The following is a 21484-nucleotide window of genomic DNA, read 5'->3' on the forward strand; positions in this document are numbered from 1 at the left end:
GTGACCACACGTTCCTCAGGAGAACAGAGTGAAGCGCAGCAAGAACCACCGCAAAGCCAGCCAGCAGGTGGACCGTGACAAGCTCTACGGCCCCGCCGAGGCCGTGAAGCTCGCCAAGGAGACCTCCACCGTCAAGTTCGACGCGACCGTCGAGGTCGCCCTGCGCCTGGGCGTCGACCCGCGCAAGGCCGACCAGATGGTCCGCGGCACCGTGAACCTGCCGAACGGCACCGGCAAGACCGCTCGGGTCCTGGTCTTCGCGACCGGTGAGCGTGCCGAGCAGGCTCTCGCGGCTGGCGCCGACATCATCGGCGACGACGAGATGATCGAGAAGGTCTCGAAGGGCTTCACCGACTTCGACGCCGTCGTGGCCACCCCGGACCTCATGGGCAAGGTCGGCCGCCTCGGCCGCGTGCTCGGTCCGCGCGGCCTGATGCCGAACCCGAAGACCGGCACCGTCACCCCCGACGTCGCCAAGGCCGTCACCGACATCAAGGGCGGCAAGATCGAGTTCCGCGTGGACCGTCACGGGAACCTGCACTTCATCATCGGCAAGGCCTCCTTCGACGACCAGAAGCTCCTGGAGAACTACCAGGCCGCGATCGACGAGGTGAACCGCCTCAAGCCGTCCGCCGCCAAGGGCCGCTACATCAAGAAGGCCGTGGTCTCCACGTCCATGGGCCCGAGCATCCCGCTCGACGCCTAGCCTTCGCGGCTGCCCAGCGCAGACGAGAGCGGCCCCCGCAGTCCGAGAGGACGGGCGGGGGCCGCTCCGCTTCCTGCGGGCTTCCCAGGCCGCCGGGCGGCGGCCTGGGGCCCACGGGAGCCGTGCTCCCTGGACCTACATGGTGCCGATCTCGTCCTCGGCGGGGGTCTCGAAGGAGGTCTCACCGATGGAGGAGAACTCCATTCTCACCTCGGAGACGGAGTCGGAGAACTCCAGACGCATGGGGAAGCCCTCCCCGTCCAGCCAGAGCGTGGCCTCGACGCCCTCGTCGAGCTCTCCGCCGAGCAGCTCCTCCACCGCGGTGCGCTTCTCCTCCGACAGGGCTCCGACCGCCTCCGCGGTCACGGTGCCCTCGACGACGGTGGTGTCGACGCCGTCGACCTGCTCCTCGCCGGTCTCCTCGATCTGCTCCAGAGCGCTGAAGACACTCACCAGATCGAACATCGAGTCGATGTTGAAGTCCAGAGGGGCGTCAGCTGTCTCCGCCTGCTCGCTGCGCACCCACGGAGTGCCCGCGCCGTAGATGCCGTGTGGATCGGCGAGGAGGACCTCGCCCCCGTTGTGGACGATCGAGATGTTGGTGCTCAGATCCTCGGCCGTGACCCCCTCGGGGGCGCTGCCAGCGAGGGAGAGCATCTCCAACATCATCTCGCCCATGTAGGGCGTCACCATGGTGGACCTGATGGCTTCAGGATCGTCCATGACCTCGTAGGTCTGCGTCATGGAGACGTCTCCCAACTCGGGGTCGGCAGAGGACGCCTCCATCTCCACGGTGTAGTTGTCGACGCCCTGGACGCTTTCGCCGAGCACGGCGACCAGGTCCTGGACGCTGCTGCCGCCTTCCTCCGAAGCCTCGGCCGCTTCCGTCGCCTCGGCGGGCTCCTCCTCGGCGGCGCCTCCACCGCAGGCGGTGAGGGACAGGGCGAGGGTGCCGGCGGAGATCAGCACCGGGATACGGGTCTTCACGGGGTGTTCGCCTTCTTCTTTTGTGCGGGGGACGGGCACGACTGGGAGCGGGGGTGCCCGGTAGCGTCATGCTGCCATGGCGGAGGGACGTTCCGGTCCCCACCGGTCCCTCCACCCGGTCGCCGCTTCGGCGTCCGCCGTGTCCAGGCGGTGCCGCGCCCACGGGGGAGTGAGCGCGATCACGGTTTCCGCCCCCCGGTGCGGAACGGGGGCACCGAGACGTGCGGTACGATGGGTTCTTGCCGAAGACCGCTGGTCGTCACCCGAACGGGTGACCTAAGGGCCCATCCGCGATGGGCGCCCGCGCAGGTGTCACAAGAGCTTCCCGTTCCGGACCGCGCTCCGCGCGGCCACCAGAACGCGGTCATGCCCCGTGCGCCTCGCGCCCGGGGCTTTTTCTCGTGCTGACGCCGATCGCCCGGGCCCTTGGAGTCAACCAGCGTTCAATGTTGGAAGGAGTCCCATGGCGAGGCCGGACAAGGCAGCCGCGGTCGCCGAACTCACGGGCGAGTTCCGTGAGTCGAACGGCGCCGTGCTGACCGAATACCGGGGGCTCACTGTCGCGCAGATCACTGAACTGCGTCGCAGCCTCGGCCAGAACGCGCGTTTCCGCATCGTCAAGAACACGCTGACCAAGATCGCGGTCGCGGAGGCCGGTGTCGACGAGCAGGTCAAGGACCTGCTCGAAGGCCCGTCCGCCATCGCCTTCGTCCACGGTGACGTGGTCGAGGCCGCCAAGGGTCTGCGTGACTTCTCGAAGGCGAACTCGCCCCTGGTGATCAAGGGCGGTGTCATCGACGGCAAGCCGATGAGCGCCGACGACATCACCAAGCTGGCCGATCTGGAGTCCCGCGAGGTCATTCTCGCGAAGCTGGCGGGTGCGCTCAAGGCCAAGCAGGGCCAGGCCGCCGCCGTCTTCCAGGCGCTTCCCTCCAAGACTGTGCGTCTCGCGCAGGCTCTGGCGGACAAGCGCTCCCAGGAAGCCGCCTGACCGTTTTGAAACCCGCCGGGCGCCGACGGCGCCCGGACACTGACTCGCACGCGGGCCCGACAGGACCGCGTGTCCGCAGAGAAAGAGAGATCGCATCATGGCGAAGCTCAGCAACGAGGACCTGCTTGCCGCGTTCGAGGAGATGACCCTTCTCGAGCTGGCCGACTTCGTGAAGCTCTTCGAGGACAAGTTCGACGTCACCGCCGCCGCTCCGGCCGCCGTGGCCGTCGCCGCCCCCGGCCAGGGTGGCGCCGCCGCCGAGGCCGAGGAGCAGAGCGAGTTCGACGTCATCCTCGAGGGCGCTGGCGACAAGAAGATCCAGGTCATCAAGGAGGTCCGCGGCCTCACGAGCCTGGGCCTCAAGGAGGCCAAGGACCTGGTCGACAACGCTCCCAAGCCGCTGCTGGAGGGCGTCAACAAGGAGACGGCCGAGAAGGCCAAGGCCGCTCTCGAGGGCGCTGGCGCCTCCGTCACCCTCAAGTAGTCCCGCGCGGGCCGCTGAGCGCCCGCTGGCCTGCTTCCGGCGGCCGTCCCTCCTTCCGGGGAGGGGCGGCCGCCTTCGTGTGTCCTGGGGTCCCTCGCCGTCTCCGAGCGGGCTTCCCGCGCCCCGCCGGTCCGGTTCGCGCCCACCGGTCCGGTTCGCGCCCGCGCTGCCTTCCCGCCCCGCCGGTCCGGCCCGTGGCCGCGTCGCCCCGTCTGCGCGCTGACCTGCGGCGGGTCCGGAGTCCTTTCCCGGAGCCCCGCCGTGTCCGTCACCGCTCGTCTCGCCCCCTGTGCGAAGCTGAGGGAGATCCGGGAGGTCCCGGAACCGGGGGTGCGTGTGCGAACTGTCCCCCGGACGCGCTAATCTCCCGTCCCGGGAAACCCGCTGAGGCCCGCAGGACGTGTTTACCCGCCTGAGGCGGGGGAATCCTTCGGATGTCGTTGGCTCCCGACCCCCGGGCCAGGGCAGGCGCACCAGTCCACCGACGAGGTCGTCGGACCGTCCCGGTCAGCCGGAATCCGGGCTCCTCCGCAAGGAGCGGGCTTGACGGATCGCCCTCCAGGGGTGATCCTGCCGGTGTCGTGAGTGGCGCTGTGGACCGTGAGTGGACAGCGGTGTGGTGTTCGGCTACACTGCTCTTTTGCGCTGCCCTTTGGTGATCCCTGTGCCGGTGAAGGCTACCGCCACTCCATTTTCCGGACATACGGTGGCCCGCTCCCGCTCGATGTGACCGTCTCAACCGCGTTGCGGCGGTCCTTCTCGTGACGGATCGTCTGGCGTGCGCGCTTCAACCGCCACAAGCCTTCGGAAGGACCCCTGTTGGCAGCCTCGCGCAACGCCTCCGCTAACGCCCTTGGTCCGCACCGCGTTTCCTTCGCCCGTATCCAGGAACCACTGGAGGTCCCGAACCTCCTCGCCCTTCAGACCGAGTCGTTCGACTGGCTGCTGGGCAACGACAGGTGGAAGACCCGGGTTGAGACGGCCCGAAACGCCGGCCGCAAGGACGTTCCGGAGCAGTCCGGGCTCGAAGAGATCTTCGAGGAGATCAGCCCGATCGAGGACTTCTCGGGCACGATGTCCCTGTCGTTCCGCGATCACCGGTTCGAGCCGCCCAAGTACTCAGAGGATGAGTGCAAGGACAGGGACATGACCTACTCCGCCCCGATGTTCGTCACGGCGGAGTTCATCAACAACGACACCGGTGAGATCAAGAGCCAGACGGTGTTCATGGGCGACTTCCCGCTCATGACCGAGACGGGCACCTTCATCATCAACGGCACCGAGCGCGTCGTCGTGTCCCAGCTGGTGCGCTCTCCGGGCGTGTACTTCGACAAGTCCGTCGACAAGACCTCGGACAAGGACCTCTTCGGCTGCAAGGTCATCCCGTCCCGCGGCGCCTGGCTGGAGTTCGAGGTCGACAAGCGCGACTTCGTCGGCGTCCGCATCGACCGCAAGCGCAAGCAGGGCGTCACCGTCCTGCTCAAGGCTCTGGGCTGGACCACCGACCAGATCCTGGAGCGCTTCGGCCAGTACGAGTCCATCCGCAACACGCTCGAGAAGGACCCCACCGCGGGCACCGACGACGCGCTGCTGGACATCTACCGCAAGCTGCGCCCCGGCGAGCCGCCCACGAAGGAGTCGGCCCAGGCGCTGCTGGAGAACCTGTACTTCAACCCCAAGCGCTACGACCTGGCCAAGGTCGGCCGCTACAAGATCAACAAGAAGCTCGGTCTCGACACCGACTACACGCAGGGCACGCTGACCGAAGAGGACATCGTCGCCACGATCGACTACATCGTCCGCCTGCACGCGGGTGAGGTCGAGAAGGAGACCGCCATCGGTCTCCGCCGGATCGAGACCGACGACATCGACCACTTCGGCAACCGCCGTCTGCGCACCGTCGGCGAGCTCATCCAGAACCAGGTCCGCCTGGGCCTGGCCCGCATGGAGCGCGTGGTCCGCGAGCGGATGACCACCCAGGACGTCGAGGCGATCACGCCGCAGACCCTGATCAACATCCGCCCCGTCGTGGCCTCCATCAAGGAGTTCTTCGGCACCTCTCAGCTGTCGCAGTTCATGGGCCAGACCAACCCGCTGGAGGGCCTGACGCACAAGCGCCGCCTCTCGGCGCTGGGCCCGGGCGGCCTGTCCCGTGAGCGCGCGGGCTTCGAGGTCCGCGACGTGCACCCCTCGCACTACGGCCGCATGTGCCCGATCGAGACCCCCGAGGGACCGAACATCGGTCTGATCGGCTCGCTCGCCGCCTACGGCCGGGTCAACTCCTTCGGCTTCGTGGAGACCCCGTACCGCCGCATCATCGACGGCAAGGTCTCCGAGCAGGTCGACTACCTGACCGCGGACGAGGAGGACCTCTACGTCATCGCGCAGGCCAACACGCCGATGAACCCCGACGGCTCCTTCGCCGAGGCCGGTGTGCTCGTCCGCCGCAAGGGCGGTGAGTTCGAGCAGGTCAGCACGGACGAGGTCGACTACATGGACGTGTCGCCGCGCCAGATGGTGTCGGTCGCCACCGCCATGATCCCCTTCCTGGAGCACGACGACGCCAACCGCGCCCTCATGGGCTCGAACATGCAGCGCCAGGCCGTGCCGCTGCTGACGGCCGAGTCGCCGTTCGTCGGCACCGGCATGGAGTACCGCGCCGCCACCGACGCCGGTGAGGTCGTCCTGTCGCAGAAGGCCGGTGTCGTCGAGGACGTCACCGCCGACTACGTCACCGTCATGGCCGACGACGGCACGCGCAAGACGTACCGCATGGGCAAGTTCCAGCGCTCCAACCAGGGCACCTGCTTCAACCAGCGGCCGATCGTGGCCGAGGGCCAGCGGGTCGAGGAGCGCCAGGTCCTCGCGGACGGCCCCTCCACCGACCAGGGTGAGATGTCGCTGGGCAAGAACCTGCTCGTGGCGTACATGTCCTGGGAGGGCCACAACTACGAGGACGCGATCATCCTCTCCCAGCGCCTGGTGCAGGACGACGTCCTGTCCTCGATCCACATCGAGGAGCACGAGGTCGACGCCCGCGACACCAAGCTGGGCCCGGAGGAGATCACCCGCGAGATCCCCAACGTCAGCGAGGAGGTCCTGGCCGACCTCGACGACCGGGGCATCATCCGCATCGGTGCCGAGGTCGTGGACGGCGACATCCTCGTCGGCAAGGTCACGCCCAAGGGCGAGACCGAGCTGACCCCGGAGGAGCGCCTGCTGCGCGCGATCTTCGGCGAGAAGGCGCGCGAGGTCCGCGACACCTCGCTCAAGGTGCCGCACGGCGAGACCGGCAAGGTCATCGGCGTTCGCGTGTTCAGCCGTGAGGAGGGCGACGAGCTCGCCCCCGGCGTCAACGAGATGGTCCGCGTCTACGTGGCCCAGAAGCGCAAGATCACCGACGGTGACAAGCTCGCCGGCCGCCACGGCAACAAGGGCGTCATCTCCAAGATCCTGCCCCAGGAGGACATGCCCTTCCTGGAGGACGGGACGCCGGTCGACATCATCCTCAACCCGCTGGGCGTGCCCGGCCGTATGAACGTCGGCCAGGTCCTGGAGGTCCACCTGGGCTGGCTGGCCAAGAACGGCTGGCTGGTCGAGGGCGTCGAGGAGGAGTGGCAGAAGTCGCTGGAGGCCATCGGCGCCACCGACGTGCCGCCGGGCTCCCGCGTGGCCACGCCGGTCTTCGACGGCCTGCACGGCGACGAGCTCAGCGGCCTGATCAGGTCGGTGCGCCCCAACGCGGACGGCAACCGCCTGATCAACGACGACGGCAAGGCCCGTCTGTTCGACGGCCGCACCGGCGAGCCCTTCGCCGAGCCGATCTCCGTCGGTTACAAGTACATCCTCAAGCTCCACCACCTCGTGGACGACAAGATCCACGCGCGCTCCACCGGCCCGTACTCCATGATCACCCAGCAGCCGCTGGGCGGTAAGGCGCAGTTCGGCGGCCAGCGCTTCGGTGAGATGGAGGTGTGGGCGCTGGAGGCCTACGGCGCCGCCTACGCCCTCCAGGAGCTGCTCACCATCAAGTCCGACGACGTGGTGGGCCGGGTCAAGGTCTACGAGGCCATCGTCAAGGGCGAGAACATCCCCGAACCGGGCATCCCTGAGTCCTTCAAGGTGCTCATCAAGGAGATGCAGTCGCTCTGTCTGAACGTGGAGGTGCTGTCCAGTGACGGTATGTCCATCGAGATGCGGGACAGCGACGAGGACGTCTTCCGCGCGGCGGAAGAACTGGGAATCGACCTGGGTCGGCGGGAGCCGAGCAGTGTCGAAGAGGTCTAACTTCCGCATTCTTCGAGAGCAGGGGACGAATTAAGTGCTCGACGTCAACTTCTTCGACGAGCTGCGCATCGGCCTGGCCACGGCCGACGACATCCGCCAGTGGTCGCACGGCGAGGTCAAGAAGCCCGAGACCATCAACTACCGCACCCTCAAGCCCGAGAAGGACGGACTCTTCTGCGAGAAGATCTTCGGTCCGACCCGCGACTGGGAGTGCTACTGCGGCAAGTACAAGCGCGTCCGCTTCAAGGGCATCATCTGTGAGCGCTGCGGCGTCGAGGTGACCCGCGCCAAGGTGCGCCGTGAGCGGATGGGCCACATCGAGCTGGCCGCTCCCGTCACGCACATCTGGTACTTCAAGGGTGTGCCCTCCCGCCTGGGCTACCTGCTGGACCTGGCGCCGAAGGATCTCGAGAAGATCATCTACTTCGCCGCCTACATGGTCACGTGGGTGGACACCGAGGCCCGTGAGCGCGACCTCCAGTCCCTGGAGGCGCGGATCTCGGTCGAGAAGCAGCACCTGGAGCAGCGCCGCGACTCCACCGTCGAGGACCGCCACCGCAAGCTGGAGGCCGACCTCGCCGAGCTGGAGGAGCAGGGCGCCAAGGGCGACGCCCGCCGCAAGGTGCGCGAGGGCGCCGAGCGCGAGATGCGCCAGCTGCGCGACCGCGCCCAGCGCGAGATCGACCGCCTCGACGAGGTCTGGAACCGGTTCAAGAACCTCAAGGTCCAGGACCTCGAGGGCGACGAGATGCTCTACCGCGAGATGCGGGACCGCTTCGGCAAGTACTTCCGCGGCGGCATGGGCGCTCAGGCCATCCAGGACCGGCTGGCCAACTTCGAGCTGGACGTGGAGGCCGAGAGGCTCCGCGAGATCATCCGCACCGGCAAGGGTCAGAAGAAGGCCCGCGCCCTGAAGCGGCTCAAGGTCGTCTCGGCGTTCCTCAACACCACCAACAGCCCCATGGGCATGGTGCTGGACTGCATCCCGGTCATCCCGCCGGACCTGCGTCCGATGGTGCAGCTGGACGGTGGCCGCTTCGCGACCTCCGACCTCAACGACCTGTACCGCCGTGTCATCAACCGCAACAACCGCCTCAAGCGGCTGCTGGACCTCGGCGCGCCCGAGATCATCGTCAACAACGAGAAGCGGATGCTCCAGGAGGCCGTCGACGCGCTGTTCGACAACGGCCGCCGGGGCCGCCCGGTCACCGGGCCGGGCAACCGTCCGCTCAAGTCGCTGTCCGACATGCTCAAGGGCAAGCAGGGCCGCTTCCGCCAGAACCTGCTGGGCAAGCGCGTCGACTACTCCGGCCGTTCGGTCATCGTCGTCGGTCCGCAGCTCAAGCTGCACCAGTGCGGCCTGCCCAAGCAGATGGCGCTGGAGCTGTTCAAGCCGTTCGTGATGAAGCGCCTGGTCGACCTGAACCACGCGCAGAACATCAAGAGCGCCAAGCGCATGGTCGAGCGGTCCCGCCCGGTCGTGTGGGACGTCCTCGAAGAGGTCATCACCGAGCACCCGGTTCTGCTCAACCGCGCCCCGACGCTGCACCGCCTGGGCATCCAGGCCTTCGAGCCGCAGCTGGTCGAGGGCAAGGCCATCCAGATCCACCCGCTCGTGTGCACGGCGTTCAACGCCGACTTCGACGGCGACCAGATGGCCGTGCACCTGCCGCTGTCCGCCGAGGCCCAGGCCGAGGCGCGGCTGCTGATGCTGGCCACCAACAACATCCTCAAGCCGTCCGACGGCAAGCCCGTGACCATGCCCACCCAGGACATGATCATCGGCCTGTTCTACCTGACGACGGAGAAGGCCGGAGCCAAGGGCGAGGGACGCTCGTTCCTCTCCCCGGCCGAGGGCATCATGGCCTACGACCTGGGGGACCTCGACCTCCAGGCGAGGATCAAGCTGCGGATCGCCGACGGCGCCCCCGGTCCCAAGGACTGGACGCCGCCGGAGGGCTGGACCCCGGGGGAGCCGTACACCCTGGAGACCACCCTGGGCCGGTACCTGTTCAACGAGACCACCCCGGTCGACTACCCGTACGTCAACTTCCAGGTGGGCAAGAAGCAGGTCTCGACGCTGGTCAACGACCTCGCCGAGAACTACCCCAAGGTCCAGGTCGCCACGACGCTGGACGCCCTCAAGGACGCCGGTTACCACTGGGCCACCCGGTCCGGTCTGACCATCGGCATCGAGGACGTCGTCGCGCCGCCGCGCAAGACCGAGATCCTGGAGGGGTACGAGCGCAAGGCGGACAAGATCCAGCGCGAGTACGACCGCGGTCTCATCACCGACGACGAGCGCCGTCAGGAGCTCACCGAGGTGTGGACCCAGGCCACCACCGAGGTCGCCCAGGACATGGAGGCCAACTTCCCCGCCGACAACCCGGTGTGGATGATGGTCCAGTCCGGTGCCCGAGGTAACCCGATGCAGGTGCGCCAGATCGCGGGTATCCGCGGCCTGGTCTCCAACACCAAGGGTGAGACGATCCCGCGTCCGATCAAGTCCTCCTACCGCGAGGGCCTGTCCGTGCTGGAGTACTTCATCTCCACGCACGGCCAGCGCAAGGGTCTGGCCGACACCGCCCTGCGTACCGCCGACTCGGGTTACCTGACCCGTCGTCTGGTGGACGTGGCACAGGACGTCATCGTCCGCGAGATCGACTGCGGCACCGAGCGCTCGCTCTGGCACGAGATCGGTGAGAAGAACGCCGCCGGCGTCGTCGTGCGCAAGCACAACGTCGAGAACACCGGTTTCGGCCGGACCATCGCCGAGGACACGCTGGACGACGAGGGCAAGGTCGTCCTCCCCGCCCTGAGCGACACCTCCGAGCAGAACATCGACAAGCTGATCGCGGCCGGGGTCACCCGGGTCCGCGTGCGCTCGTCGCTGGTCTGCGAGGCCAAGATCGGCGTCTGCACCACCTGCTACGGCCGCTCCATGGCGACCGGCAAGCCGGTGGACGTCGGTGAGGCGATCGGTATCATCGCGGCCCAGTCCATCGGTGAGCCCGGCACCCAGCTGACCATGCGTACCTTCCACATGGGCGGTTCGGCCGGTCAGGACATCACCCACGGTCTGCCCCGTGTCCAGGAGCTCTTCGAGGCCCGCGTCCCCAAGGGTGTGGCCCCGATCTCCGAGATGGAGGGCCGGATCCGGATCGACGACACCGAGAAGAGCCGCAAGATCGTCGTCATCCCCGACGACGGCACGGACGAGATCGCCTACCCGGTGCCGATGCGCGCCCAGCTGCTCGTCACCGACGGCGACCACGTCAAGGTCGGCCAGCAGCTGATCCAGGGTGCGATCAACCCGCACGAGGTCCTGCGTATCCAGGGGCCGCGCGCGGTGCAGCAGCACCTGGTGTCCGAGGTCCAGGAGGTGTACAAGTCGCAGGGTGTGTCCATCCACGACAAGCACATCGAGATCATCGTCCGCCAGATGCTCAAGCGGGTGAACATCCTGGAGTCGGGCGACACCGAGCTGCTGCCCGGTGAGATGGTCGAGCGTCCGAAGTTCGAGCGGATCAACCGCCGCGTCGTGTCCGAGGGCGGCCAGCCCGCGGCCGGACGCCCGGTGCTGCTGGGTATCACCAAGGCCTCGCTGGCCACGGAGTCCTGGCTGTCCGCGGCCTCCTTCCAGGAGACCACCCGGGTGCTCACCGAGAACGCGATCCACGGCAAGAGCGACCCGCTCCTCGGCCTGAAGGAGAACGTCATCATCGGTAAGCTCATCCCGGCCGGTACCGGCATTCCGCAGTACCGCAACATCCGGGTGGAGCCGACCGAGGAGGCCAAGGCCTCGATGTACTCGGTCTCCGGGTACGAGGAGCCGAGCGAGTACACCTTCGGACAGGGTTCGGGCGAGGCCGTTCCGCTGGAGGAGTACGACTTCGGGCCGTACAACCGGTAGAAGCGGTTTGCTGGACTGACGGCGGCGGTATGCCACCCCTCGCGGGAGGTGGTACCGCCGCCGTTCCGCGCACAGGGTCCGCTGACGCGGACGGAAGACGGCGCTACTGCGCTGGCGGGAGAGGCACAGGTGACTGACAACGGGGGCGAACGGCGGGACTCCGACGCGGAGGACTCGTGGTTCAAGCCGAGTGAGAACCGCTATCGCACACAGTCGGACTACCAGGACCCGCTCGAACCGGAGGGGACCGGTGACACGGTCTTCCCGGACAGCGGGGGGTACGCGGGGCTGAGTTCGTCCCGTCCGGCCATGGTCGAGCCCTATCCGGAGGCGCTGGGCGGACCGCCGCCCCCCGTCTCCCACGGCATCTCCTACCCGGGCGCCGGGTCCTCGGCCTACCAGCCGCTGACCAGGGTTCCGGGGGAGACCGAGGAGTCCTCCCTGCCGAGCGTCGCGGCCAGCGCCCAGGTGCCGCTCCCGTCGGAGCAGGGGACCGACCGGCCCGAGTCCTGGTCCGACGGTCCCCGGACCCAGGAGATCCCCGTGCTGGGGGACCGGGACGCCCAGGACGCCGGGCAGCCCTGGGACGCGCCCTCCTCCGCACCCGGTTCCTCCGCGGCCGCTGAGCAGCCGTGGGGTTCGGGCACCCAGGCGGACGACGACCGGGGCACGCCCTCCTGGGAGGCGCCGTCCGACACCGTCGGCGGCGTGCGCTCCTCCTCCGCCTGGGGCGCCGACGCTCCCGCCCGCGGCGGGAGCGACCGCGACGCCGCCCCGTGGGCGGACTCCTCCGGGACCGCTGGTTCCGTGGAGGGTGGTTCCGCCGGTGAAGCCCGGCCCTGGGACGCCCCGTCCCCCTCCGCGTCCGGTCAGCCGTGGGACGACGTTCCCGCTTCCGCTGTGTCCGGTGGTCAGCCGTGGGACGAGGCTCCGGTCGCGGACCGGCGTGACCCGCTCGACGACGGCCTCGGCACGGCCTCGTGGGACGCTCCGTCCTCCGGTGCGGCGGGTGCCTCCGGTGCCCGGCCGTGGGAGGACGACACGCGCGCCTCCTCCGCCTGGGACGCGGACGCCCCCGCCCGCGACGACCGCGGCCCGGACCTGTGGGCCGACTCCTCCGGGACCGCTGGTTCCGCCGGTGAGCCCCGGCCCTGGGACGCCCCGGCCTCCGGTGCTTCCGACCAGCCGTGGGACGACGCTCCGGGGCGTGGCCGTGACGCGGCCGACGACGGTCTGGGTCCCGCGTCGTGGGAGGCCCCGTCCCCCTCCGCGTCCGGTCAGCCGTGGGACGACGTTCCCGCTTCCGGTGTGACCGGTGGTCAGCCGTGGGACGAGGCTCCGGTCGCGGACCGGCGTGACCCGCTCGACGACGGCCTCGGCACGGCCTCGTGGGACGCTCCGTCCTCCGGTGCGGCGGGTGCCTCCGGTGCCCGGCCGTGGGAGGACGACACGCGCGCCTCCTCCGCCTGGGACGTGGACGCCCCCGCCCGTGGCGGCGGTGACCGGGACCCGGCTCCCTGGCCGGGGGCCTCCGGGAGCGGCGGCCAGGTCGAGGGCGCCCAGCCCTGGGACGACGCTCCCGCGGGCGGTACGCGCGATCCCCTCGACGACGGTCTGGGACCGGCTTCGTGGGAGGCCCCGGCCTCCTCCGCGACCGGGCAGCCCTGGGACGACGCTCCCGCGGGCGGTACGCGCGATCCCCTCGACGACGGTCTGGGACCGGCTTCGTGGGAGGCCCCGGCCTCCTCCGCGACCGACCAGCCGTGGGGTCCCGACCCCGCCGGTGACCGCGGTGCCTGGAACACCGACCGGGGCGGCCAGCCCTGGGAAGACGACGCACGCGGCTCCTCGGGCTGGGACGACGACGCTCCCGCCCGCGATCGGGACCGCGAGCGCGGCTCCGCCTCCTGGACCGACGTCCCCGGGCCCGACGGCAGTTCCTGGGAGGACGACGCCCCGGTGGACCGGCCCTGGGACGACCGCGCCCCCCGGCACGGGACCGGCGGGCGCGGTGCCGACGCCTGGGACGGCCGGCCCTACGGCGACGACGATCCCCTCGGGGGAGACGGCGCACGCGTCCGGTCCTGGGACGACGACGAACTCGGCGGCGACCTCCGGAGCGCCGACGGGGCCCCTGCGGGCGCTGACGCCCCGGACCCCTGGGTGCCCTCCGGCCGGACCGACGACCGGTCCGGGGCGGGCTCCGGCGGTTCGTGGGGCGACGGGTACGGCGACGAGCTCTCATCCGCCGGGCTGGGCACGGGCACCGGCAACACCTGGGCGTTCGACCGCAACGACCCCCGGCTGCCGGACGTGGTCCGGGAGGCGGAGCAGCGCCGCAGGGAGTCCTCAGGAGGGCCGGAGACCGTCGACTGGGGAGGGCCCGACACGGGTGGGCTCTCCGCGGCGGTCCCCGACGCGGACGACCCCCTGGGCGCGATCGCCGACATGCAGTCGCGCGCCCGGTCCAGGGACCAGGACCTGCCGGAGGACCCCGGCGGGGCCACCCAGATGTTCGACGCCCGTGCCCTGGCGGAGGGTGCCTGGGAGGACGACGACGCGTTCCGGCGCGGCGACCGCCGCGGGGGCGACGGAGCGGGCTACGGCCGCTACGACGACGACCCCGACGAGCCGGAGTACGACCCTGACGGGCCGGAGTACGGCCACGACGGGGAGGCGGAGCGGCCGGAGCCGGAGTACGGCTACGACGACGATCCCGAGCCCGGGTTCCGCCGGGACGAGCGCGACGACCGCGATGACCGCGATGACCGCGACGACTCGGAGTACGAGGACGGGTTCACCCCGGCCGACTACGGCATGCCCGCCGCCCCGGCGGGCCGCAGCAGGCGCCGCAAGGACCCGATCGCCGACGACTTCCCCGGCTTCGGCGACCGCCCCCTGGGGGGTGAGGCCGGTGACGCCTACCCCGGCTACGACAGCATCGACTTCCTCGCCGACACCGAGCGGGGGGCGACGCTCACCCTGTGGCTGGGCGTGGCCTCGCTGCTGCCCGGCGTGGGACTGGTCACGGCCGTCCTGGCCCTGCTGGTCACCGGACCCAGGGCCAAGAGGGCGATCCGCGAGTCCCGCGGACAGCTGGACGGCCTCGGTCTGATCACGACTGGAACGGTCTTCGCCGTCATCGGCATCCTGGTGACGGTGATCTCCATCGCCCTCTGGCTGGTCCTGTAGCGCGGAGGCCGCCTCTCGGGGACAATCGTTCCGGGGAGGCGGCCTTCATCCTTCGGCCGCACTCTCGGCGAAGCGGGGCGAAGCAGCCGCGGGACCACGTAGACTGGTGGTGACCCACGGCTACGCGAGGATCCGTTCCCACGGTTCCCGCCATGTCGCACACCGTTTTGACCGTCCTGACGGCAAGCGGTAGCCTGTGTGATTGTGCCCGTGAGTCGACGGGTCGCACATGTGTGTGCGGCGCCCGGTTCCGCAGACGAGGACCTACGGTGCGCGGCGCATGTGAACCCCCTCCCATAATTCGACCTCTCGGTCGGGTGTGAACCGGTTTCGCCATGCGCGGGAACCAACGCGACACGCCCGACATCGGGGGTCGGCGAGGTTCGGGAAATCCAGCAGGTCAATAGCGATATCGGCTACGAGAACCGGCGTAGGTCACGAGGAAGACGGAGACGCGGTGCCCACCATCCAGCAGCTGGTCCGCAAGGGCCGACAGGACAAGGTCGCAAAGAACAAGACCCCGGCGCTGAAGGGGAGTCCGCAGCGTCGTGGTGTGTGCACTCGTGTCTACACCACCACGCCCAAGAAGCCGAACTCCGCTCTGCGCAAGGTCGCCCGAGTCAAGCTGAGCAGCCAGATCGAGGTCACGGCCTACATCCCCGGCATCGGCCACAACCTCCAGGAGCACAGCATCGTGCTCGTGCGTGGTGGCCGTGTGAAGGACCTGCCGGGTGTCCGTTACCGCATCGTGCGCGGCTCGCTCGACACGCAGGGTGTCCGTAACCGCAAGCAGGCGCGTAGCCGTTACGGCGCCAAGAAGGAGAAGTAAGCATGCCGCGCAAGGGCCCGGCGCCGAAGCGCCAGCTCATCACCGACCCGGTCTACGGCTCGCCGCTCGTCACCGCACTGATCAACAAGGTGCTGCTCGACGGCAAGCGCTCCATCGCCCAGAGCGTCGTGTACGACGCCCTGGAGGGTGCTCGCGAGAAGACCGGCCAGGACCCGCTCGTCGTCCTGAAGCGGGGTCTGGACAACGTCAAGCCCGCGCTCGAGGTTCGCAGCCGCCGCGTCGGCGGTGCGACCTACCAGGTGCCGGTCGAGGTTCGCGCCTCCCGGTCCACCACGCTGGCTCTGCGCTGGCTGGTCGACTTCTCGCGCAAGCGTCGTGAGAAGACCATGACCGAGCGCCTGATGAACGAGCTGGTCGACGCCAGCAACGGTCTCGGCGCGGCCGTCAAGAAGCGTGAGGACACGCACAAGATGGCCGAGTCGAACAAGGCCTTCGCGCACTACCGCTGGTAATTCCGGCGGGTTCGAAACAGACCGAGGGACGACGAGCCTCATGGCTGCCAAAACTGTTCTTGACCTGGCCAAGGTCCGCAACATCGGGATCATGGCTCACATCGACGCTGGTAAGACCACGACGACTGAGCGGATCCTTTACTACACCGGTGTGACCCACAAGGTGGGCGAGGTCCATGATGGCGCTGCCACGATGGACTGGATGAAGGAGGAGCAGGAGCGGGGTATCACCATTACCTCCGCTGCTACCACCACCCACTGGGACGACCACACCATCAACATCATCGACACGCCCGGCCACGTCGACTTCACGGTCGAGGTCGAGCGGTCGCTGCGTGTGCTCGACGGTGCCGTCGCGGTCTTCGACGCCAAGGAGGGCGTGGAGCCCCAGTCGGAGCAGGTCTGGCGCCAGGCGGACCGCTACGGCGTCCCGCGTATCTGCTTCGTCAACAAGATGGACAAGATCGGCGCCGAGTTCCAGCGCTGTGTCGACATGTTCCGTGAGCGCCTCGGCGCCAACGCCATGCCGATCCAGCTCAACATCGGTGCCGAGAGCGACTTCAAGGGCGTCATCGACCTCGTTCGCATGAAGGCCTACGTCTGGAACGACGAGGCCGCGCTCGGCGAGATGTACGACACGGTCGACATCCCCGAGAGCCACGTCGACGCCGCCCGTGAGGCCCGCGACCAGTTCATCGAGACGCTGGCCGAGGCCGACGACGAGATCATGGAGATGTACCTGGAGGGCCAGGAGCCCACCGTGGAGCAGCTCGTCCCCGCGATCCGTCGTGCGACCATCGCCGGTACGGCCGTTCCGGTCGTGTGCGGCACCGCGTTCAAGAACAAGGGCGTGCAGCCCCTGCTCGACGCGGTCACCGCCTACCTCCCCTCGCCCATGGACGTCGAGGGCGTCGAGGGTCACGACCCCAAGGACGAGACCGAGCAGACCAAGCTCGTCCGCAAGCCGAGCAACGACGAGCCGCTGTCGGCCCTGGTCTTCAAGATCATGAGCGACCCGCACCTGGGCAAGCTGACCTACGTGCGCGTCTACTCCGGCGTTCTCCAGGCGGGCACCCAGGTGCTCAACAGCCTCAAGGGCCGCAAGGAGCGCATCGGCAAGATCTACCGCATGCACTCCAACAAGCGCGAGGAGATCTCCGAGGTCGGCGCCGGCGACATCGTCGCCGTCATGGGGCTCAAGGACACCACGACCGGTGAGACCCTGTGCGACCAGGCGAACCCGATCGTGCTGGAGTCCATGACCTTCCCGGCTCCGGTCATCGAGGTGGCCATCGAGCCCAAGACCAAGAGTGACCAGGAGAAGCTGGGCATCGCGATCCAGCGTCTCGCGGACGAGGACCCCTCGTTCCAGGTCGCCACGGACGACCAGACCGGTCAGACCGTGATCTCGGGCATGGGCGAGCTGCACCTCGAGGTTCTCGTCAACCGTATGCGCGACGAGTTCAAGGTCGAGGCGAACATCGGCAAGCCCCAGGTGGCCTACCGCGAGACCATTCGCAAGAAGGTCGAGGGGCACACCTACACCCACAAGAAGCAGACCGGTGGGTCGGGCCAGTTCGCCAAGGTCAAGATCGACATCGAGCCCCTGGAGACCGAGAGCGGCGACGCCTCGGGCTACGAGTTCGTCAACGCCGTCACCGGTGGCCGCATCCCGAGGGAGTACATCCCCTCTGTCGACGCCGGCTGCCAGGAGGCCGCCGAGCTGGGCGTGCTCGCGCACTACCCGCTCGTCGGCGTCAAGGTGACGCTCCAGGACGGCCAGTACCACGAGGTCGACTCCTCCGAGATGGCCTTCAAGACCGCCGGTTCGATCGCCTTCAAGGAGATCGTCAAGCTGGCCAAGCCGACTCTCCTGGAGCCGGTCATGGCTGTCGAGGTCACCACCCCCGAGGAGTACATGGGTGACGTGATCGGCGACCTGAACTCCCGCCGTGGACAGATCCAGTCCATGGACGAGCGTTCCGGCGTCCGTCTCGTCAAGGCCCTCGTGCCCCTCTCCGAAATGTTCGGCTACGTGGGTGACCTGCGCAGCCGTACGCAGGGTCGAGCCAACTACTCGATGGTGTTCGACTCCTACGCGGAGGTTCCGTCCGCTGTCGCCCAAGAAATTGTGGCGAAGGTCCGCGGCGAATAGTCGCGAACACGTAACCAGCCCGCTCCCCGTCCACTCGGGGAGCGAGCACCAGACAGCTCTGTACGTCTAGGAGACATCCAGTGGCGAAAGCAAAGTTCGAGCGGACTAAGCCGCACGTCAACATCGGCACCATCGGTCACATCGACCACGGCAAGACCACGCTGACCGCGGCCATCACCAAGGTGCTGCACGACGCGTACCCGGAGCTGAACCCGTTCACGCCGTTCGAGGACATCGACAACGCTCCTGAGGAGCGCGAGCGCGGTATCACCATCTCCGTCGCCCACGTCGAGTACCAGACCGAGGCGCGTCACTACGCCCACGTGGACTGCCCCGGTCACGCCGACTACGTGAAGAACATGATCACGGGTGCGGCGCAGATGGACGGCGCCATCCTGGTCGTGGCCGCCACCGACGGCCCGATGCCGCAGACCAAGGAGCACGTGCTCCTGGCCCGCCAGGTCGGCGTGCCCTACATCGTGGTGGCCCTGAACAAGGCCGACATGGTGGACGACGAGGAGATCTTCGAGCTCGTCGAGCTCGAGGTCCGTGAGCTCCTCAGCGAGTACGAGTTCCCCGGCGACGACGTCCCCGTCACCAAGGTCTCCGCGCTCAAGGCGCTGGAGGGCGACGAGGAGTGGGGCAAGGCCGTCCTGGAGCTCATGGGCACCGTGGACCAGTTCATCCCCGAGCCCGAGCGTGACACCGACAAGCCCTTCCTCATGCCGATCGAGGACGTCTTCTCGATCACCGGTCGCGGCACCGTCGTCACCGGTCGCATCGAGCGCGGCATCGTCAACGTCAACGAGACCGTTGACATCGTCGGCATCAAGGACGAGAAGCAGACCACCACGGTCACCGGTGTCGAGATGTTCCGCAAGCTGCTCGACCAGGGCCAGGCCGGCGACAACGTCGGTCTGCTCCTGCGCGGCATCAAGCGCGAGGACGTCGAGCGCGGCCAGGTCGTCATCAAGCCCGGTACGACCACCCCGCACACCGAGTTCGAGGCCCAGGTCGTCATCCTGTCCAAGGACGAGGGTGGCCGCCACACGCCGTTCTTCAACAACTACCGCCCGCAGTTCTACTTCCGCACGACCGACGTCACCGGCGTCGTGACGCTGCCGGAGGGCACCGAGATGGTCATGCCCGGTGACAACACCGAGATGACCGTCCAGCTCATCCAGCCGGTCGCCATGGAGGACGGTCTGAAGTTCGCCATCCGCGAGGGTGGCCGGACCGTGGGCGCGGGTCGCGTCACGAAGATCCTCAAGTAGTACCCGTGCGGGGGCGGCCCCTTCCGGAGCCGTCCCCGCCGTGGTGGGTGGGCCGTGGGTCCACGGCCCGCCCACCAGCACACAAGACGTCATCGGGCTCTGTGACGGTGACGCACCGCAGGGGCAAGCCCTGTTGCGGTTTCTCAAGGGAATAGGGGCTCACGGCTACACGGCGGATCCGCCGGGCCTGGGCGTCTGTGACCGGGACAGCTCACCGTTACGGACACTGAAGCGAAGGACGAACAGGCCACATGGCGGGACAAAAGATCCGCATTCGGCTAAAGGCCTATGACCACGAGGTCATCGACAGCTCGGCTCGCAAGATCGTCGAGACTGTGACGCGAACTGGCGCACAGGTCGCGGGCCCGGTGCCGCTGCCGACGGAGAAGAACGTTTACTGCGTCATCCGATCGCCGCACAAGTACAAGGACTCGCGCGAGCACTTCGAGATGCGCACGCACAAGCGGCTGATCGACATCATCGACCCCACGCCGAAGACGGTGGACTCGCTCATGCGACTCGACCTCCCGGCGGGCGTTGACATCGAGATCAAGCTTTAAGGACGCACAGACATGGCCACCAAGCAGATCAAGGGAGTTCTGGGCGAAAAGCTCGGCATGACCCAGGTCTTCGACGACACGGGCAAGATGGTGCCCGTGACGGTTCTGAAGGCCGGTCCGTGCGTCGTGAGCCGCATCCGGACTCCGGACACCGATGGCTACTCCGCCATCCAGCTCGGCTACGGGCAGATCAACCCGCGCAAGGTCAACAAGCCGCTCGGCGACTACCTGCGCAGGCACGACCTGACCCCGCGCCGCCACTACGTCGAGGTCCGCACGGTCGACGCCACCGAGTACACACTCGGCCAGGAGGTCACCGCGGACAGCTTCGAGATCGGCCAGAAGGTCGACGTCACGGGTAAGAGCAAGGGCAAGGGCTTCGCCGGTGTGATGAAGCGCCACGGTTTCCGCGGCCTCTCCGCCTCGCACGGCACCCAGCGCAAGCACCGCTCGCCCGGTTCCATCGGCGGCTGCGCCACGCCCGGACGCGTGTTCAAGGGCATGCGCATGGCCGGTCGCATGGGCAACGTGCGCAAGACCGTCCAGAACCTGACCGTCCACTCCGTGGACGCGGAGAAGGGGCTCATCCTGGTCAAGGGTGCCGTCCCCGGTCCCAACGGCGGTCTGGTGCTCGTCCGCACCGCTGTGAAGGGGGACAAGTAAGCCATGGCCCAGATCGAGGTCAAGAACCCCGAGGGCGGCGCCAAGGGCAGCGTCGAGCTGCCGGACAGCGTCTTCGCCCAGAAGGTCAGCATCCCGCTGATCCACCAGGTCGTGAACGCCCAGCTCGCCGCTGGCCGTCAGGGCACCCACGCCACCAAGACCCGCGGCGAGGTCCGCGGCGGTGGCAAGAAGCCCTACCGCCAGAAGGGCACCGGCCGGGCCCGCCAGGGTTCCATCCGCGCCCCGCAGTACACCGGCGGCGGCACGGTCCACGGACCCCAGCCTCGCGACTACAGCCAGCGCACCCCCAAGAAGATGAAGGCCGCCGCCCTGCGCGCAGCCCTCTCCGACCGGGCGCGTCACGGCCGCATCCACGTCGTCAGCCAGTTCGTGGCCGAGGACCTGGAGAGCAAGTTCACGCAGACCGCTCTGAAGGCGCTGCGCCAGGTCACCGAGTCCGACAAGGTCCTGGTGGTGCTGGCCCGCGAGGACGAGCACAACCGGCGCGCCCTGCGCAACGTCGAAGAGGTGCACATCCTCGACGCGGACCAGGTGAACACCTACGACGTCCTCTACTCGGACGACGTGGTCTTCACCGAGGCGGGCTACGCCGAGTTCCTGGCCCACGCGGCCGGTGCCTCCAAGGCCGCGCAGTCCGAGGAGGACGACCAGTGAGGATCGCCGACCACCGGGACATCATCGTCGAGCCGGTGATCTCCGAGAAGAGCTACGGGCTCATGGACGAGAACAAGTACACGTTCATCGTCCGCCCGGACGCCAACAAGACCCAGATCAAGATCGCGATCGAGAAGATCTTCGAGGTGAAGGTCACGAGCGTGAACACGATCAACCGCAAGGGCAAGCGCAAGCGCACCCGCTTCGGTTACGGGAAGCGTCCCGACACCAAGCGCGCGATCGTCAGTGTCGCCGAGGGCGACCGGATCGACATCTTCGGTGTCTGACCTCTCCC

The 21484-nt window shown here is 68.4% G+C and carries 15 protein-coding genes; 14 read left to right on the top strand and 1 reads right to left on the bottom strand.

Annotated elements, in window-relative coordinates; genetic code table 11:
• Positions 1-28: 28 nt before the first annotated feature.
• A complete protein-coding gene (rplA, locus tag FYW99_RS02270) occupies positions 29-706 on the top strand; it encodes a 50S ribosomal protein L1 (RefSeq protein ID WP_061079590.1) in 678 nt (225 codons plus the stop codon).
• Between the two features lie 135 nt (positions 707-841).
• Here rplA and FYW99_RS02275 read toward each other — a convergent pair whose 3' ends face one another.
• Entirely contained in the window at positions 842-1693 is an 852-nt protein-coding gene (locus FYW99_RS02275; RefSeq protein WP_223838642.1) for an SCO4651 family lipoprotein, read from the bottom strand.
• 463 nt (positions 1694-2156) lie between these two features.
• Here FYW99_RS02275 and rplJ point away from each other — a divergent pair, with 463 nt between their 5' ends.
• From rplJ to rplW, 13 genes are all read left to right on the top strand, one after another.
• A complete protein-coding gene (rplJ, locus tag FYW99_RS02280) occupies positions 2157-2684 on the top strand; it encodes a 50S ribosomal protein L10 (protein ID WP_150249534.1) in 528 nt (175 codons plus the stop codon).
• 97 nt (positions 2685-2781) lie between these two features.
• Entirely contained in the window at positions 2782-3168 is a 387-nt protein-coding gene (gene rplL / locus FYW99_RS02285; protein ID WP_150249537.1) for a 50S ribosomal protein L7/L12, read from the top strand.
• 819 nt (positions 3169-3987) lie between these two features.
• Positions 3988-7455, top strand: a complete 3468-nt coding sequence (rpoB, locus tag FYW99_RS02290; RefSeq protein WP_150249540.1) for a DNA-directed RNA polymerase subunit beta — start codon at positions 3988-3990, stop codon at positions 7453-7455.
• A gap of 34 nt (positions 7456-7489) precedes the next feature.
• The gene (locus tag FYW99_RS02295; protein ID WP_150249543.1) at positions 7490-11368 is read left to right on the top strand and encodes a DNA-directed RNA polymerase subunit beta'; all 3879 of its coding nucleotides are present in this window, start codon (positions 7490-7492) and stop codon (positions 11366-11368) included.
• A gap of 129 nt (positions 11369-11497) precedes the next feature.
• Positions 11498-14560 carry a hypothetical protein gene (locus FYW99_RS02300; RefSeq protein WP_150249546.1) on the top strand — a complete coding sequence of 1021 codons (3063 nt, stop codon included), beginning with the start codon at positions 11498-11500 and terminating at the stop codon, positions 14558-14560.
• 457 nt (positions 14561-15017) lie between these two features.
• Positions 15018-15389, top strand: a complete 372-nt coding sequence (rpsL, locus tag FYW99_RS02305) for a 30S ribosomal protein S12 (RefSeq protein ID WP_013156106.1) — start codon at positions 15018-15020, stop codon at positions 15387-15389.
• 2 nt (positions 15390-15391) lie between these two features.
• Complete coding sequence (rpsG, locus tag FYW99_RS02310) at positions 15392-15862, top strand: 30S ribosomal protein S7 (RefSeq protein ID WP_017567296.1); 471 nt, start codon at positions 15392-15394, stop codon at positions 15860-15862.
• Positions 15863-15902: 40 nt separating this feature from the next.
• Positions 15903-18017, top strand: a complete 2115-nt coding sequence (gene fusA / locus FYW99_RS02315; protein WP_150249549.1) for an elongation factor G — start codon at positions 15903-15905, stop codon at positions 18015-18017.
• Positions 18018-18097: 80 nt separating this feature from the next.
• Positions 18098-19291 (top strand): elongation factor Tu, encoded by a 1194-nt coding sequence (tuf, locus tag FYW99_RS02320; protein WP_047869958.1) that lies wholly within the window; start codon positions 18098-18100, stop codon positions 19289-19291.
• Between the two features lie 251 nt (positions 19292-19542).
• Positions 19543-19851 (top strand): 30S ribosomal protein S10, encoded by a 309-nt coding sequence (gene rpsJ / locus FYW99_RS02325; RefSeq protein WP_013156110.1) that lies wholly within the window; start codon positions 19543-19545, stop codon positions 19849-19851.
• 12 nt (positions 19852-19863) lie between these two features.
• On the top strand, positions 19864-20514 hold the full coding sequence (gene rplC, locus FYW99_RS02330; RefSeq protein ID WP_150249552.1) for a 50S ribosomal protein L3: 651 nt from the start codon (positions 19864-19866) through the stop codon (positions 20512-20514).
• A gap of 3 nt (positions 20515-20517) precedes the next feature.
• Positions 20518-21189, top strand: a complete 672-nt coding sequence (gene rplD, locus FYW99_RS02335; protein ID WP_017567300.1) for a 50S ribosomal protein L4 — start codon at positions 20518-20520, stop codon at positions 21187-21189.
• Positions 21186-21476 carry a 50S ribosomal protein L23 gene (rplW, locus tag FYW99_RS02340; RefSeq protein ID WP_013156113.1) on the top strand — a complete coding sequence of 97 codons (291 nt, stop codon included), beginning with the start codon at positions 21186-21188 and terminating at the stop codon, positions 21474-21476. The genes rplD and rplW overlap by 4 nt, the downstream gene beginning before the upstream one ends.
• Positions 21477-21484 lie beyond the last annotated feature (8 nt).

It is taken from the genome of Nocardiopsis deserti (assembly GCF_008638355.1).
Classification (GTDB): domain Bacteria; phylum Actinomycetota; class Actinomycetes; order Streptosporangiales; family Streptosporangiaceae; genus Nocardiopsis; species Nocardiopsis alborubida.

Excerpts from the sequence above, each read along its gene's own strand:
- rplJ (WP_150249534.1), top strand. The coding sequence starts at position 2,157 with ATGGCGAGGCCGGACAAGGCAGCCGCGGTCGCCGAACTCACGGGCGAG.
- rplL (WP_150249537.1), top strand. The coding sequence starts at position 2,782 with ATGGCGAAGCTCAGCAACGAGGACCTGCTTGCCGCGTTCGAGGAGATG.
- rpsG (WP_017567296.1), top strand. The coding sequence starts at position 15,392 with ATGCCGCGCAAGGGCCCGGCGCCGAAGCGCCAGCTCATCACCGACCCG.
- fusA (WP_150249549.1), top strand. The coding sequence starts at position 15,903 with ATGGCTGCCAAAACTGTTCTTGACCTGGCCAAGGTCCGCAACATCGGG.
- rpsJ (WP_013156110.1), top strand. The coding sequence starts at position 19,543 with ATGGCGGGACAAAAGATCCGCATTCGGCTAAAGGCCTATGACCACGAG.
- rplC (WP_150249552.1), top strand. The coding sequence starts at position 19,864 with ATGGCCACCAAGCAGATCAAGGGAGTTCTGGGCGAAAAGCTCGGCATG.
- rplD (WP_017567300.1), top strand. The coding sequence starts at position 20,518 with ATGGCCCAGATCGAGGTCAAGAACCCCGAGGGCGGCGCCAAGGGCAGC.